The sequence below is a fragment of the bacterium genome (assembly GCA_036504735.1).
Lineage (GTDB): Bacteria > Electryoneota > RPQS01 > RPQS01 > RPQS01 > DASXUQ01.
This window is the reverse complement of the sequence record DASXUQ010000017.1, coordinates 23,146-38,778: the sequence shown is the minus strand read 5'-3', so window position 1 is coordinate 38,778 and position 15,633 is coordinate 23,146. Positions and strand designations below refer to the sequence as shown.

Sequence of the window (15,633 nt, the reverse complement as noted above, 5' to 3'; positions counted from 1 at the left end):
AAAAAAGTCAGGCAAGCGGTGAGCTTGCCTGACAAATGTTCCTTGATTTTGCCGCTCGAATCCGTCAGAGCGGCTTTTCTATGGTCTATTGGTGGATTATGACCAACTCGCACAGGAGTTGCCCGGTTTCCCACCCGCTTGCGGCGCTCACTCTTTCGTCGGCGGCGCGGCGTCCTGCGCTGACGGTGCCTCTGGAGAGGCCGCCGGGAGGTTAGGATCTTCCGTTTTGCAGGGGTAGCCGCCGAAAGCTTCGAGCTGCCGAAGGACTTTGGCGGCGAGATACTCGATCTCCTCGGGCGATACGGCGCGTTCCTGCTTGCCGGAAGGCGGGGAGGGTTCAAGATCGGCGACGTCCCGCTCGCTGATGTAGCGCACCACGCAAGCCAGTCCATTGGTCTCTGTCCGGCAGAGGGAGAGTTCCTGACGGTACCGGCTGCCATCGCGCCGTTTGCCAACCGCCGCGCCGTGCCAGCATCCCTTGCGCCACACCTCGGGGATCACGTCCGTCTTCATCCGCCGTAATTCCTCGTCATCATACAGCACCATCCAGCTCTTGCCGACCAGTTCCTGGGGACTGTCATAGCCATAGAGCCGCGCGTGCTCGCCGTTCAAATACAGATAGCGGCCTTGCGAGTCGAGAATCGCCATGCCGTCCATGGCCGCGTCGAACGCCGCCGCCTGCTCACGCAGCAGATTCTCCGCGTCCTTGCGCCGTGTGATGTCATGGAAGATACAATGGGTCTGTTTGAAGCCGCCGTCTATGTTCCGGGCGATGCGGCCTTCATAGGAGACAGTCATGCGCGAGCCGTCTTTGCGGATCATGTCGAATTCCACGCCGTGCACTTCGCCGATCTTGCAGAACATGGGAAAGCGCTGACGAAAGAGATCCTTGTCGGCCAGGGCAAGGAAGTCCCCGAACCAGTGTCCCAGAACATCCTCGCGGGAATAGCCGAGAGTGCTGAGCCAGGTTTCGTTGACGTCAATCAGGCAGCCCTCTTCATTCAGCGACTGATAGCCCACCGGCGCCTGATCATAGAGCGTGCGGAAATGTTCCTCGCTCTCGAGCAAGGCGGTTTCTACCCGCTTGCGTTCGGTGATGTCCTGCACCATCGGCAGGTAATAGACGGCCTTGCCCGCCGGATCCTTGACGGCACTGAGCGAGAGATGGCCCCACATCACCGTGCCGTTCTTACGGATATAACGCTTGTCGGTTTCGTACAGTTCGAGGTCACCCGTCGCCAGCAGCGCCACGTTACGCATGTCGCGCGGCGAGTCATCCGGGTGAGTGATTTCGACGTAGGTCAGCGTTTCCAACTCCTCGCGGGTGTAGCCGAGCATCTGGCAGAGTGTATCATTGCTGCGCAGGAAGTGGCCCTCCAGAGAAACAATGCCCGCGCCGATGGGCGACTGATCGAAGGTGCGGCGCAGCGTGATTTCGCTTTCCCGCAAGGCGGTTTCGGTGCGCATCTGCTCCTGCCGCACCCGCAGCGCGGTGATGCCGTACGCCAGATCGTCGGCGAGCTGGCTGAGCAGTTTCACCTCTGCAGGATCGAAATGGTCGGTCTGGGCCGAGTAGATGCTCAGCACACCGAAACAGCGCCCATCGCCGACCAGCGGAAGCGCCACCGAGGAGCGATAGCCGCGTTTCAAGGCCTCTTCCTGCCACGCATTGAAGTCCGTGCCGGCGACGTCCCGGTTGACCCAGGGCTTCAGGGTCTTGATCGCCATGCCGGTCGGCCCGTTGCCCGCCACGCTGTCGTCCCACGTAATGGTGATGCTTTCCAGATACCCTTGCTCTTTGCCCGCAAACGCGGCCGGCTTAACGGTCTTGTCGCCATTCTGGTCGATCTTGCCCACCCAGACCATGCGGTAGCCGCCGCTCTGGACCATAATCTGGCAGATGTCGTGCAGCAATGCGGCCTCGTCCGTAGCATGGACCACTGCCTGGCTGCACTCACCGGTGGTTTTGAGCGCGCGGTTAAGGTGCCGAAGTTCATTTTCCGTTCGCTGGCGTTCGGTAACGTCGATCACCATGCCACGCAGACCACAGGGCCTGCCGTCCTCGATGCGCACGTTGGAATCGATCACCACAGGGAACGGTTGGCCGTCTTTGCGCCGGGCCATGTATTGACTGCCTTGCAGGGTCTCGCCGCGCATGATCCGCGACATGTTCTCTCGCGCGCGTTCGCGGTCGGCGGGAATCAACATGTCCAGAAGATTCGGGCCACGCTCAATGTCCTGCACGCTGTAGCCGAAGACCTCCAGGGCCTTGCGGTTGGCAAACGTCAGCGCACCGTGATCATCCGATTCAAAAATGGTGTGCGGCAGCAGATCCGCCAATTCGCGGAACCGTCGCTCGCTTTCGCGCAGCGCCTCTTCCGTTCCCCGGCGCGTGGTGATGTCCACGCAGGATCCGACGTACCCCGCAAAATTGCCGTCGATCGTAAAACGCGGCACGCCGGTGTCCAGCACCCAATGATCCGTGCCATCCATGTGGCGCAGGCGGTATTCGACGGTGAACGCGGTGCGGGATTCGAAGGCGCTTTCATAGGCAGCCATGCAGCGGGGCAGATCGTCCGGATGCACGTCCTGCTTCCAGCCGTGGCCATATTCCTGACTGACGGAGCGTCCCGTAAACCGCAGCCAGGATTTGTTGAAGTAGAAGGTATGACGTCCGACGCCGCCCATCCAGATCAATACCGGCGCGGTATCCGACAGATTGCGGAATCGCTCTTCGCTCTCCCGCAGCGCATGCTCCGCCCGTTGCCGTTCCGTCGCGTCCAGAATCACGGTTTGCAACGCCGGCTTTCCGCCGTACGCCACGGTCTGAACAAACACCTCGGCGGGAAATTCTTCTTCATTGCGCCGGCGCAGAGTTGCCGAGTAGTGATCGGGCGCCCCGCCCTCGCCGCCAACACGCCGTGTGGTATAACTGTTAAGGCGTTCCCGCTCCCGCGGCGCCACAAAGGCATCCCGGTCCAGACCGATCAAGTCCTGTGAACTTTGAAAGCCCAGCGCCGCCGCGGTTGCGTTGTTGGCGAAAACGACTTTGCCATCCTGCAGGATCACCACCGAATGCGGCAGGGAGTCGATCAGGGTGCGGTATTTCTCTTCGCTCTCGCGCAGCGCAGACTCGCCACGCTGGCGTTCCGTAATATCCGACAGCACGTATTGGGCCGCCACGGCACCCTTGTACAAAACAGAGCGCACAAACACTTCGGCGGGAAACTCGGAGCCATCCAGCCGGCGCAGCATCACGGTGTAATGGTCCGGCAGATCGCTATCCTGTCGCGCCTGCGCCGCAACGTTCGCCAGCAGCCCCTCCCGGTCTTCTTCACGGACAATCGTTTCCGCGGGAAGGCCGATCAGACTCCCGGCGCCGGTAGCGCCTAAGATGACGGCGGCACGCGGATTGCAGAAGACAAAGATCCCGTCCTTGGCGATCAGCACAGCCTGCGGCAGCGCGTCGATCAGCGTGCGGTACTTCTCCTCACTCTCCCGCAGGTCCGCTTCCGTTTTTTTGCGCACATCGAGATGGCTGCTCATCAGGCGCATTACGGCCAGCCAGGCGGTAGTCAACGCCAGGAAGAAGATGCTGGCGACCACGCTGATCCACATCAGGTGCGCCGTAAAAATCCGGTTGGCGCGATCCGTTTGTGCGTTCGCGATGCGCATGATGGCGCGCACGTTCTCATGCAGAGTGCGGCACTCGGCGACATACGCCGCACTCTCCATGAGCGTGCGTGCCGCAGCATAGTTCCCGCTGCCGAGCAGACGCACGGCAGTGTCCTGCATGTGAAGCAGCTGTACGGCTGCCAGCCGAAGTGGCGCAACGTAGCTGCGTGCCGAAGTAAGGGCTGTGCTCGCATCCATCAACGTCAGCGCGCCGATCACACCAATCGCCATATCCGGCGGGGTATCTGCCCAGGACACGGTATCACGCTGTTCCACCGCATCCATGAGAAGATTGGAGCGCCGCTCGTGGTCGGAGCTTAGGCTCCTTAGCTGATCATGCAAGGCACTCGCACTGGCTTCGGCGTGGATCATGCTGAAGTTCGCTTTCCAAACGCTCACTCCAGCCGCGACAAAGAACAGCAAAGTCACACTGACCCCCAGCCACAAAATGATCATTGGCCGGAAACCTTCTTTGTCCGCCCACTGCGTAACCCACCGTCGCAACGCACCCATAAAGTCTTACCTATTAAGTTTTTAGTGTACGAGGTTGCCGTAGGGCAACTGACCGCACAGGATACTCTCGTTCACGAAGCAAGAATCCATCCACAAATTTGCTGGATATTCTGACCGGAATATCCATGATAACCTATCCATATGTTCAATGTGTCCATACAAAACAGCCGGCCTTTCAAGCCGGCTGTTCGTTTATCTTCTTTTCAACCCTTCTTAAGCGGACTTTGCTCAATGGCTTTCAGGCCCCAATACTTGCCGTCCAGATAGGCAATCTGCTCGAGGGGGCGGAGTTGCGGTCTGTGCGGCAAATCACCTGCCTGCCGTTCTCCGTGTATGCCGACGACGTCGGCAATGAACATGTGGTGCGAGCCGAGGTGAATCTCATGTTTCACCTGACAGGCGAGGACGAGAAAGAACTCGGCGATCATCGGCGCGTTTTCCAGCGGCGGGCAAGGCACCGCCGTGAGGCCCAGCTCGTCGAACTTGTTGAGGCTTCTGCCGGAAACCGCGCCACAGTAATGCACCGCTTTCAGATCGCTGGCCCGCGGGATATTCACCGTGAACTCCCGGCTCTCATGCACAAGACGGTAACTGTGCCGCGACTGACGGATGGAGATGCTGATCATCGGCGGCTCGGAGCAGACCGTTCCAAACCAGGAGATCGTAATCAGATTGGGCCGGTCCACGGTTCCGCATCCTACCAGCACCGCCGGGGCCGGAAAGGAATGCACAAAGGGCGGCAAGGATGTTTTCATGGGGCCTTTCGCAGAATAGGTTGCCGTCGACCTGAAAAGAGAAGAGGGCTGAGGCCAAGGGATCTTGTTCATCCCTTATCCCTCAGCCCTCTGAGTTACCTGCAGATGATTAGCGAAGCAGCATGATCTTCTGCGTCGCGACGTGGTTGCCCGCTTCGAGGCGCATCAGGTAGACGCCGCTGGCGACGGAACTGCCCAGATCATCATGCCCCTTCCACTGCACCACGTGATAACCCGCCTGCTGCACACCGCTGATCAGCGTGGCAACCTTCTGGCCCATCACGTTGTAAATGGTCAGGGACGCCTGGCCGGATTCCGCCAGTTCGAACGGTATCATCGTCTCCGGGTTGAACGGATTCGGATAGTTGGTCATCAGACGGAACTGATGCGCCACTGCCGGAGTGCCGTCGCCCTTCGTGCCGTTGATCAGAGCATCGCCGACGCCCGCGCGAATCATGCAGTTGCCCCACGCGATCGGCATCCAGTTGGATGTGTTCGTGTAGTAGTAGCTCTGGCCCTGAATCGGCTGCGTGTTGTCCACGCCCATATACGGATCGAGCGGAGAATCGGGCTGCCAGTTCAGCGTCACCCAGAAGGAATCGAGGGACTGAACGGTAGGCTGATCGAGACCCGGAATGTGGAACGTGAAGAACTGGTTGGCCACCGGAGGCGTAATCGTGTACGGTCCGGCCAGCGCATCGCCCGGAATGCTGGCATCGTTGGAATTGATGCCGACGCCGATGGGATGAGTGTTGTTGAAGTAGAGTTCGATGGTGTACACCTTGGAGTGAGTGGCCGGCATGCCGAACTTCTCACCCATGCGGTTGCCGTCATCGGGATACGTCACGTAGGTCCACGTGTCGAACACGCCGTCATCCTGCACGAGATTCTGGATGGCCGGAGGCTCGGTGCCGGCAAAGCCGCCCACGGGCAGCGAATGCGGTCCGACGAAGCTGCTGTCGGCTTCGGGAATGAAGCCCGCCAGCGAATACTCATACCACGCGCCGAACACGACGTCCGCGTCGAGGTAGGTTTGCGTTCCGGGAGCTACCACGTCGAGGAACTCGCCGTTGCGGTAGATATTGACGCCGTCGAGCTGCTGGTGCAGCGGAAGGCTGTCAATGCCCGTCGTCGGATCGGTCCAGGAAATGCGCAGGTTCGGGCCGGACGCTGCAACGCTGATAGCGCTCGGCGGAACCGGCGGAACAAACAGAGTCGCCTGAATCGAGCAGTTGCCGAAGTAATCCGGGTTCGATACGACGGTCGGCATATTCTGCGGCCACCAGCCGTCGAACAATGTGCCGCCGCCCTGACGATTGGTGATGAAGAAACCGATACCTGCCGTCCGGTTCGGGCCGTACAGCGCGATTTCATAGGGCTGATGGAATCCCATGGGGATCGCCACTTCACCGGTTACATAGCCGGCCGCCGCGGAGAAACCGATCTGCGGGTTCGGGAACACGTAGTAGTTGGAGCCGTAGGGGCCACCGGAGAGCGAACGATAACGCAGCGTCGCGCCCGAGCTGTAATAGTAGGCCCAGTAGTTGCCTTCGGAGCCGACGTTGTTGTAGCTCCAGGCGTTGTTGTTGTCGTCGTCCACATAGATACCAAAGCCTTCGCCGTCATCCAGCGTGGCCTGGTTGTGGTCTTCGCAGGCGATGAGCAGCTTGTCCGTCGTGTCGTCGTACTTCATATAGAGGTAGACCGAGTGCGGCGGATTGGGACCGTCATAACCGAAGACGTCCGACGCGTCGATGCGAATGGCATCCGCCCATTCGTTCGGGGACAGCACACCGTCAAAGGTCACGGCCGTGGTCAGCGGGGGGACTGTGGGATTGTACACGAGATAGGACGCGTCAAGACGGCCCTGTGCTTCGTTGGAATAGACGCTCTCCCCGGTGGGGTAGATCGCGGTCGTCACATAATAGTAGTTGATCGTGGGGAACACGTGGAAGCTGTCGTCGTAGGCAACGGAGGCGCCATCAATGGTCGCTACGGGGACATACGGTCCACCCTGTGTCGTGCCGCGCCAGACGCGGATCGAGTCCGGTTCGTCCAGAGCGTCATCCAGTGCGGAATGGCGGGCATTCTGCCAGCCGCTCTTGGTGGCGTTTTTCGGGCCGGACTTGGCCGAAGCCACCGGTCCGCGGGTCGGGTCCAGCGGCTCGTCGCCGACAGCCAGACGATGATCGAAATCGCGCTGCTGGTGTCCGCGCAGCGTCATCGGATTCCATGCGAGGTGGACGCTGGTAAGCTGCGCCTGCGACGCCGAGAGGTTGGCCGGAGCCACGCCGACGGTATCCAGCGTGAAGTTTATGTCAGCGACCGTGCCGCCATCCGTCACCACCACGTCCGAGACCGTCGCGCTGGTGAAGCCCAGCTTGTGCGCCGAGATCGTGTGGGTTCCGGCGGGAACGTTATAAATGTAGTACTCGCCCGCATCGTTGGTCAGCGCCATGCGGTGCTGGCCCACGGCTTCCACGATAACACCGGCAGAGACCGGCGAATGGTTGACCGTCACCGTACCCGTCACCGTGCCGCCTTCAAGATCCGCCGAGAACAGGTAGGCATGGCCGCCGTTGCCGAACTGGCGGTTGTGCACAGCCTTGCCGCCCGCAACGACGCGCGTTCCGGTCGGATTGATCGCGATGGCATTGGGAGATCCCGGATGCGCATAGCTGAAGAACGGAGTCGGATTGTACTTGTCCATCACCAGAATATTGGGGTTCGCCGGATTGGCGAAATCGCCCCAAGAGGAAGCCGCAATCGTCAGACCGTCGTCGGAAATCGCGACATCGGCGACGAGGTCATACATTGTCGGCGACAGATAAATCGGTATGCCCCCGCCGTAGGTGTCAAACACGGCCACGTAACCGGCATAACCGGCGCCGATGAACTGCAGCGAACCGCAAGCCACGGTCGAGCCGTCACCGGACACGGCCGATGCCGTCGCCCAGTTGGACGAACCGCCCGTAAAGGCATAGCGGAACAGCATCACGTAGGTGTTTGCACCCGTATCCCAGCCAAACACGCGGAACGTGCCGCCGTTGCTGCCGGTCGTAATCACACGGCCATTGCCGGAAATTTCTGCCGGATACTGGGTATTGTTCGCTTCCACTGTCCAGACCAGCGCGCCGGAGGTCGGGTCGTACACCCAGATCCGCGCATTTCCCGTCACTACGACGCGGGATCCATCGCTGGAGAACCTCACGCCGTACCAGCCGCCAACCGCGGCGATCGGGAACGCGTGCGTCCAGAGCGGCGTGGAGGACGCCCGCTCGAAAGCCCAAACGCGGACGCTGTCCTGATTCTGGGTGGTCTGCGCTTCGCAGGCGACAATGTGATCGCCCTGACGCGACATGCCGACCACCGCCAGCGCCTGCGTGCCCATGTCCGCGGTCCAGATCGGCACGGAATCCGTTGCCGACATCAGGTACAAAGAATGCCCATTGGCATAGGCAATAACGTCACCCGCGCCGGACACGGCCACGGATCCCGCACCGTCGACTCCGGCCTTGCTGTAGACCATCGAGCCGCTTACGCCGTCGTATACCTGCAATTGAAACTCGTTAAGAGTCACGCCAATGGCCACGACGGATCCGTCATCGGATAACGCCACGTTGTCCATCAGGCCTGTGGGATGAGAAGTTTCCCACAGCATCTGCCCCGTCTCATCGAGCGCGCGGCGTCCACCGGCATGACCGGGGTAAGCCGTGGCGTTCAATGTCCAAGGAACCGCCGGATCCACGGTCTGGATCCACGATTCCGCAGCGCCGTTGTGCTGGCGCGTAATCATGTGTGATCCCGCCTGGTCCGCCGCCGCCGCAAGGGTGGTCAACGCCAGAATACACAGTGCGAGGATCACAACATTTCGAACAACCGTCTTCATACGTTCTCCTTTTAGTTTCAGCCCAAGGTCCCGCCTTGTTCAATGCGTGATGCTGCAAATGTTATGCCTTCGGCTATCCTAAGGCCGACAAAAAAATATACATAAGGCACTCTACAATTGCAAAGAGTGCAGTTTCGCGGATACGGTTTGCATCGGTGGGTCACGATGCTTAATTATCAATCGGTTATACTTACGACTCATCTGTCTAAAAAACAGAACCCGCCATGTTCCTGCGGGTTCTTGAGAAAATTGCCTCTGATTCAGCCTCACATGGCCGGTTGCAGACCTTGTGTCATGATCGTCAGCACGCTATGCGTCGGATCATTCGGGTTGTAGAAGAGGTTCTGCACGTCGCTGTCAAAACAGAAATAGAGCGGAACCCCATACACGGCAATGCGGAAGCTCAGGTTGTAAATGTACGCCGACGGCCGGTGATAGCGGGGGTTGGACGTCGAATCGGACACGGCCATGAGGCCGGTCACGATGTCCTGGCCCTGCACATCAAACGTCCAGCAGTTGGGCAGTTTTCCGGCCAACCGGGAGCTAACCTTCGTGGAGTCGAAACGCACACCCGGGAAGCCATTTGCACCGTCCATTCCCACAACGTTCGGGCGCGATCCCGTCCGCCAGCCGGAGAAGATCTTCAGCCGTGTGGTGGCATACGATGCGGCGCTGAAAGCCACCGTGTCGCCCGGATCTTCCTGAAATTTTGCCAGAATGTTCCAGCCGGACAGGATTATTCGGCCGCCTTTGGCCGTGTAGTCATTGAGGATCCGCTGGCGCGCGTTTCCGACGGTCGTGTCCGCCGTGCCCGGATCGTCCATGTGCCACAGCACCAGTCCGGCATTGCGCACGTCGTAAGGCGAGAGATAGGTACGGTTCTGGCGGGACAGATCGGGATTCGCGGCGTCCACCGTTACCTGTACCACCCGGTGCTTGGTCACGTTGCCCGCGTCCAGAATCGACGCGTAGAAAGTGTTGACCTGATTTTGCGTCGGCTGACCCTGCGTGCCGTTTCCGTTCCGCGTGTCCGCCGCAATAATCACACTGTCCGACAAAACCTGCTGGACAAGGTGAACGACGTAGGTCAGGGTGTCCGTGAAGTCATTGGAAAGATCACGGGCCATAAACTGGAACGGGTAGTCGCCCGGCAGCAGGTCCGTCGTGTCGATCGTCGTGCGAGTTTGCCAATTGCTCCAGTTGTTCCACGAAACGTCACCGCCGGTAAACTGTCCGGTACGGTAACGGTAAGCATTGATCTCGCCTTTGTACGGGGCATGGGCAACAAAGCCGATGCTGACCGTCTGTCCGGTGGCTTGGACATAATACTCGGATCCGTCCGGATAAAAGGCATTCCCTCCATACGTGGCCGACAGGGTGGGATCCATGACGGGCTGGAACGCCGGGCCGGACCCCACATAGACGGTGTCTGCGGCAACGTTGCTGACCGCGCCACCGGCATTCTGCGACCGTATATAAATGATATGCTGTTGATTCGGCGCCAGTGACGCGTTGGAGATCCCGAAGACTCCCGGCGGAAAGAACGGATCGGTGAGCAAATCGGGAGACGCGAAGGCGAAGATCGAATCCGCCGTCCACGCCGACCAGTCCGTCTGGTTGTCCACACTGACGGAGTACTGTGTGCTGGACGGACGCGGCGAGTTCGACCTTACGCTGACCCGGAAATTCGTCCCCAGAGTGTCGTGATTCGCAATGCCCACGCTCCCGAAGGTCGTGGTCGGCGCCCGGTTGAGCGTGAAGAAACGCCGCAGCGGCGGATTCGGATCCGCGAGGCCCTGGTCATCCACGGCCTGCACCGAAAAACTGTGCAGCGTGGGAGTGGAGTCCTGGGGGGAGAAAAAAGCCAGTGTGGTATCCCGGGCCGTGGTGGTGCCGATCTGCACGCTGTCCACATACAGCCGATAGAAGGCCACATTGCCGTCCGGATCGTTGCCCGACCAGGCCAGCGTTATGAAGTAATTGACCACCGCGCTGTCGCGCGGGGCAACCGACAAGGTCGTCGTCGGTGGATTGTTCCCCATCGCGCTTCCCGGATTCTTGACTTTGCAACCTGCAAGCCATGTGCTCAGTCCGATCGCTACGATGAGTAGTGCTTTCAAACTTTTCATTATGAGGTCCTCACGGCTTGAAGGTCACCATTGGAATCCGATGGCCAGACGGTGCGGCTGACCCTGAATTGCGTCCCAGCCCGACTGACTGCTCTGCACGGCCTGTGTGAGCCGTCCGAAGTAGGCGTACGCGTAGTCGAAGGTCACTTTGTATCCGTCCACCACCGGGATCTTCAGTCCGAAACCCGCGGCAAAACTCTCTTCATCATAGTCGAACTTGCCGCCGGCCCGGATAAAGAACATATTCTTGTAACCGACCTCCGCGCCCAGGTTCACGCGTTCGCGCGCATCATTGGGGTGGTTCATTTCAGCGGACAATTCCCCGCTGTAGGTCGAGTCCATAGACAGGCCGAACATCACAAACGGATCGAAGGCGACGCCCAGACGGAACAGCGCCGGCAGGCTGGCGCTCGTGTACTTGACGTTCACGATGTTGCCGCCGTTGACCACCGCGTTGCGGTAATCGGCAAAACTGCCCGAGTAACGCACGTTGGGGCCAAGGTTCTGAATGGACATGCCCAGCCGCAGGGTGCGCAGGCTGGTCTTGTACAGCGTGCCCAGATCCACGGCCACGCCGTTGAAGGTGTTGTCGGCCAGAGCGCTGCGCAGATACCGCACGTTGGCGCCGAGGCTGAACCGGTCGGTGAGCCGCCGCGCATAACTGGCGCCGATGGCCACGTCCGACGCGTTGAATTTCCGCCCGGTGCCTTCAGGGTGCTCCCACGTGCGTTCCATCATATCGTTGGTAAAGAGGTTTATCGCGTGCAGCGAGACGGCGCTGTAGTCGCCCCACTGGTGCGCCAGCACGAAGCCCATCAGCTCGATATTGGCAGGCATGTTGATCTGCGTGGCCACAAACTGGCCTTTCCGCATGTCTGCCAGAGCGCCGGGATTGGACCACACGCTCTGCGCGTCGTAGGACGAAGCAACCATCGCATTGCCCATGGCAATTCCACGCACGTCCATCTGGATCTTGAGCACCTGCATGGACGTGGTGCCTACCTTGGTAATCGCGAGGGCCGGAAGCGACAGGACGAAGACGGCCGCAAGCGTAAGCACGAGGGTGCGGCGGAGTAGGTTCGGACTAATCATGGTTAGGTCCTCTGCGCATAGACAAGCACAATGGTTCCGGTGACCCGCGCGTTCCGTCCGGGAATCCGCACGTAGAGGGTATGGGGCCCGGGGCTCAGACATGGCCGGTCTGATCCGGGGAAACACACCGCCCAGTTCACCTCGAAAGTACGTCCCAAATGCGAGATATCCGCCGCGGGCAGCCGGTCGAGAGGCAGCGTAAAGCCCCGCCCGATGTAGCCGGTCGCCGAATCAATCGCCGCGGCGTAAATCGCCTGACCGCCGAGGCGGCCCGCCGAATCCACGTACACGGCATTCGGAACGTAGAAGGTGCTGGTGCTGTCCAGTGCCACGGATAGAATATACCGATTGTCCAGCAGCGTATTCAGGTAGACCAGTTCCTGACCCAGCCGCGTCGTATCCAGCACAAAGGCTTCGAATTGCATTTCCAATTGCGCCAGAGTGTCATTCACGGCCGCAAACCCGGCGCGGAGGGCCGCCAGCGCGGAATCCACGGATGCCGCATTGGCGATGTCGACCCGGTACAGCGCGCTGTCGCACTGCGTAGTCCGTCCGTGATAGGTGAACTGCGTGAGGGAATCGGTGGTGCTGACGGCGACGCCGATGGTGCCGGTCAGAACTCGCATCTGCGCTTCAACGGAGTCGATCCGCGCTTTGACCACCGTGTCCGCAATCAACGGAGTCTTGAAATTCGTCAGGGCCACCAGGGCCGGGACAATCAGGCTGTCGCGGATGTAGGGAACCGAATCCTGCATGATCTGCAACCGGCGGTAGATCTGGCAATCCGGCTGGATGTACGTTGCCACGGTCAGCCGCGCGGGTGAACTGACGCCGGGAACATTGACCGTGGCCAATTGCTGCGCCACGCTGAACGTCGCGGGGGCCACGCCATCGGTACCCGTCGAGGTGTTGTTCCAGAGATTGATCGTCTCGGTGTATCCCGGTTCGGCGGGCGCCAGCGGCTCATGCCGCGGGTCGCTGCATCCCCAGTTCAGTGCCCACAGACTGATGGCGCCGAGCACGGCCGCAGCCGCCAGAATCCGGCGTGCGCTTCGGGCCCGCCAACGCGGGCGGAAGGGCGGAGAGGTATATCGCGTGTCGTTCATTTGATCACCACGAATTTGTCGATAGTGCGGTCGGTCCCGCCGGTGGGCTTGGTATACTCGACGATGTAGTAGTAGATCCCGCTTGCGATTTCCTGCTGATTAAAGGTATTCAGGTTCCACTGCTCCATCTCGGTGCCATTGTAATGGTCCAGCATTGCCAGAAAGTCTCCGGCCAGGGAGTAGATCTTGACCTTGCAATGGCCGGGAATCGTATTGGCCGGCAGACCCATGAAGAAGAGTTTGCGCGGATACTCGGTGATCTGCCGCGCCGTGTTCACCTGGCCGCCCGATTCGCCCGGATGGCTGCCTCGGTACGGATTGGGGAACACGTAGATCTGCTTCAAATCCGCCGGTGCGCCGGTCTGTGCCGTGCGGGCGATGGCCGCCTGCTGAATATTGCCGGTGCGTCCCGAAGACAGAATCCCCGCGCCGGCCGCGCCCTTGCTGAACGCGCGCACGGAATAATAGTAGGTGTGCCCCGGAATCAGGTTGTTGTCGATGAAGAAATACTGGAAATGTGTGTGAGCCGAGTCCAGCCACAGCGTGTCACGCGGCATGCCGAGGTTGAAATTCGACCACTCGAAAGGCGGCGGCAGCGTGTCGATAAGGTCGTAGGACGCGATGGTCTGCCAGTTGATCTGGTCGGTGGAGCGCTCGATGGTGTAGCCTTCAAAATTCGGCACGCCGTAGAAGGGATCGACCGACGCTTCCGAATTGTTCGACCAGCGGATCCGCGCGAAGGTCCCGTAGGCATCCACCGTGAACTGCGGCACATCGGGCGCCGCCGGGCCGGTGAAGTCGTGCAGGTACATGCTGTAGGCGGACCGTCCCGCAGCCTTCACGCTGGCCAGATCCCGGCCGCTGATCATCGCGATGGTGATCGGCAGCGTACTGTCCGGCAGAATCGTAAAGCCGCCGCCACGCGCGCCGAACGACAGCATCATGCGCTTGTCTCCCGCCGCTGACGATGTGTCGGCAATGACTCCCGACGTCATGACCGTGTACTTGTCGGCATCCGTCGCCGGGTCGCCGCCGGTCAGGCGGTCATAGTTCTGGAAGGTCACATCCAGTTCGCCCAGCGAAATCGGCGTCTTGACCACTTCGATGCCGAACACGCCCGGTGTGGGCGCGCCGTGCCAGAAGCCGAACTTGCCCTGCAGCATGATCGGCACCTTTTCGGTATCGGTGATCTTGAGCGTGTCGTAGAAGTTGCCGTCGTGCGCCGAGGCCAGGTCGCCGCCCTCGCCCGCCGCTCCGACATCCGGATCGGCGAACATGGCGATGTAGACATTCTGCAGCGGCAACTGTCCGACATTGCGAATCAGGTAATCCACGAGGATGAAGTCCTGGGCATAGGCCTCGGGGAAGGCATACGAGCGCTGAAGAATTTCGATGTTCAGCGGGGTGTGACCGTCGCCGTCGGGATGCCGCACGTGGTTCAGGTCGATAATATCATGGTAGGCGCAGAAATATTCCTGGGCGCCGCGGGCGTTGCCGTCTTCATCATCGTGGCCATCGTTGTCGTCGTCGAGGAAGCCCACGTTCAGGTCGCCGTCATAATCGGGATCATCCATATCCACCAGGCCGTCGTGATCATTGTCGATCCGGTCGTGGGAAATGTCGCCCGCGGGATCTTCGTCCACGTGCGGTTCGGGATCGTAGCCGGCGTTGCCGTCACGGTTGTAATCGCCGCTCCGCCCCGTATCCCACACCTTGCCGCCGACACCGTTGGAGTCGGCATCGACGTCGATGTTCTGCGGGACGTGGAATTTGACGGCCACCACACTATCCTCATCCGTCGACGCATCGCCGTCGTCGTTGAAGCCGATGTAGCCGCCGCCCAGATCCCAGTTGTCCGATGCCCGCCCATTCAGGTCCCAATCATCCGTAGCCTGGCTCCAGTCACGGTCATCATCCGCGCCTTTCGCCCCCTGGAGGTAATCCTTGCCGTTGAACGTGGAGAAACTCTTGGATGTGATGAACCAATCGCCGTTATTGATACTCAGACGCGAGGCGGGAATGGTCCCGATATGCTCGTTCCAGAATTCGTTCGTTCCATTATCGCCGTCGTTAGTCGTCGAAACGCGGTGGACTCCGTTGAGTTCCGCGCCGACCCACAGACCGGCGCCGAACAGGAAGTTATTCCCGCTCCGGATGGGCCACTCCCAACCATGATAGGTGGTGGTCTGCTCGGGATTGCCCAGCGCGCCGGAATTGGACAGAGCCGTACGGACGTTGCCCACATCATGCTCGATCAGGCTCGGGATTGCGTTGGGATCCACGCCGTTGGGCCGCCCGATATTGGTCCCCTGACCACCGTCATCGAGGAACCTCGGCGCCGGAGGGCGCGAGTCCGTGGTGGTCATGTCCACGACGGTACGGGCCATCAGCGCGGCGCAAAGCAGTCCCACTGCAAGAAGTGCGGTCAGCGCGCCGTAAGGTCTGCGGAATGTACCTTTCATATGTGCCTTCTT

General features: G+C 60.4%; 7 protein-coding genes. All 7 read right to left on the bottom strand.

Features of this window, described 5'->3' with window-relative positions; genetic code table 11:
* Window positions 1-147: 147 nt before the first annotated feature.
* Window positions 148-4,131, bottom strand: coding sequence for a PAS domain S-box protein (locus VGL38_12890; protein ID HEY3296316.1), 3,984 nt, complete (start codon window positions 4,129-4,131; stop codon window positions 148-150).
* 260 nt (window positions 4,132-4,391) lie between these two features.
* The gene (locus VGL38_12885; GenBank protein HEY3296315.1) at window positions 4,392-4,943 is read right to left on the bottom strand and encodes a flavin reductase family protein; all 552 of its coding nucleotides are present in this window, start codon (window positions 4,941-4,943) and stop codon (window positions 4,392-4,394) included.
* A gap of 109 nt (window positions 4,944-5,052) precedes the next feature.
* Window positions 5,053-8,832 (bottom strand): T9SS type A sorting domain-containing protein, encoded by a 3,780-nt coding sequence (locus VGL38_12880; protein HEY3296314.1) that lies wholly within the window; start codon window positions 8,830-8,832, stop codon window positions 5,053-5,055.
* A gap of 266 nt (window positions 8,833-9,098) precedes the next feature.
* Window positions 9,099-10,961 (bottom strand): hypothetical protein, encoded by a 1,863-nt coding sequence (locus VGL38_12875; GenBank protein ID HEY3296313.1) that lies wholly within the window; start codon window positions 10,959-10,961, stop codon window positions 9,099-9,101.
* 24 nt (window positions 10,962-10,985) lie between these two features.
* Window positions 10,986-12,053 carry a PorV/PorQ family protein gene (locus VGL38_12870; protein ID HEY3296312.1) on the bottom strand — a complete coding sequence of 356 codons (1,068 nt, stop codon included), beginning with the start codon at window positions 12,051-12,053 and terminating at the stop codon, window positions 10,986-10,988.
* A 2-nt stretch (window positions 12,054-12,055) separates the two neighbouring features.
* Entirely contained in the window at window positions 12,056-13,159 is a 1,104-nt protein-coding gene (locus VGL38_12865; GenBank protein ID HEY3296311.1) for a hypothetical protein, read from the bottom strand.
* Window positions 13,156-15,621 carry a hypothetical protein gene (locus tag VGL38_12860; protein HEY3296310.1) on the bottom strand — a complete coding sequence of 822 codons (2,466 nt, stop codon included), beginning with the start codon at window positions 15,619-15,621 and terminating at the stop codon, window positions 13,156-13,158. Before VGL38_12860 ends, VGL38_12865 begins: the two co-directional genes overlap by 4 nt.
* Between the last annotated feature and the right edge of the window lie 12 nt (window positions 15,622-15,633).

Bases quoted from the DNA above. Each gene is read 5' to 3' on its own strand.
- VGL38_12870 (HEY3296312.1), bottom strand. From the start codon at position 12,053: ATGATTAGTCCGAACCTACTCCGCCGCACCCTCGTGCTTACGCTTGCG.
- VGL38_12865 (HEY3296311.1), bottom strand. From the start codon at position 13,159: ATGAACGACACGCGATATACCTCTCCGCCCTTCCGCCCGCGTTGGCGG.
- VGL38_12860 (HEY3296310.1), bottom strand. From the start codon at position 15,621: ATGAAAGGTACATTCCGCAGACCTTACGGCGCGCTGACCGCACTTCTT.
- VGL38_12880 (HEY3296314.1), bottom strand. From the start codon at position 8,832: ATGAAGACGGTTGTTCGAAATGTTGTGATCCTCGCACTGTGTATTCTG.
- VGL38_12885 (HEY3296315.1), bottom strand. From the start codon at position 4,943: ATGAAAACATCCTTGCCGCCCTTTGTGCATTCCTTTCCGGCCCCGGCG.
- VGL38_12875 (HEY3296313.1), bottom strand. From the start codon at position 10,961: ATGAAAAGTTTGAAAGCACTACTCATCGTAGCGATCGGACTGAGCACA.
- VGL38_12890 (HEY3296316.1), bottom strand. From the start codon at position 4,131: ATGATCATTTTGTGGCTGGGGGTCAGTGTGACTTTGCTGTTCTTTGTC.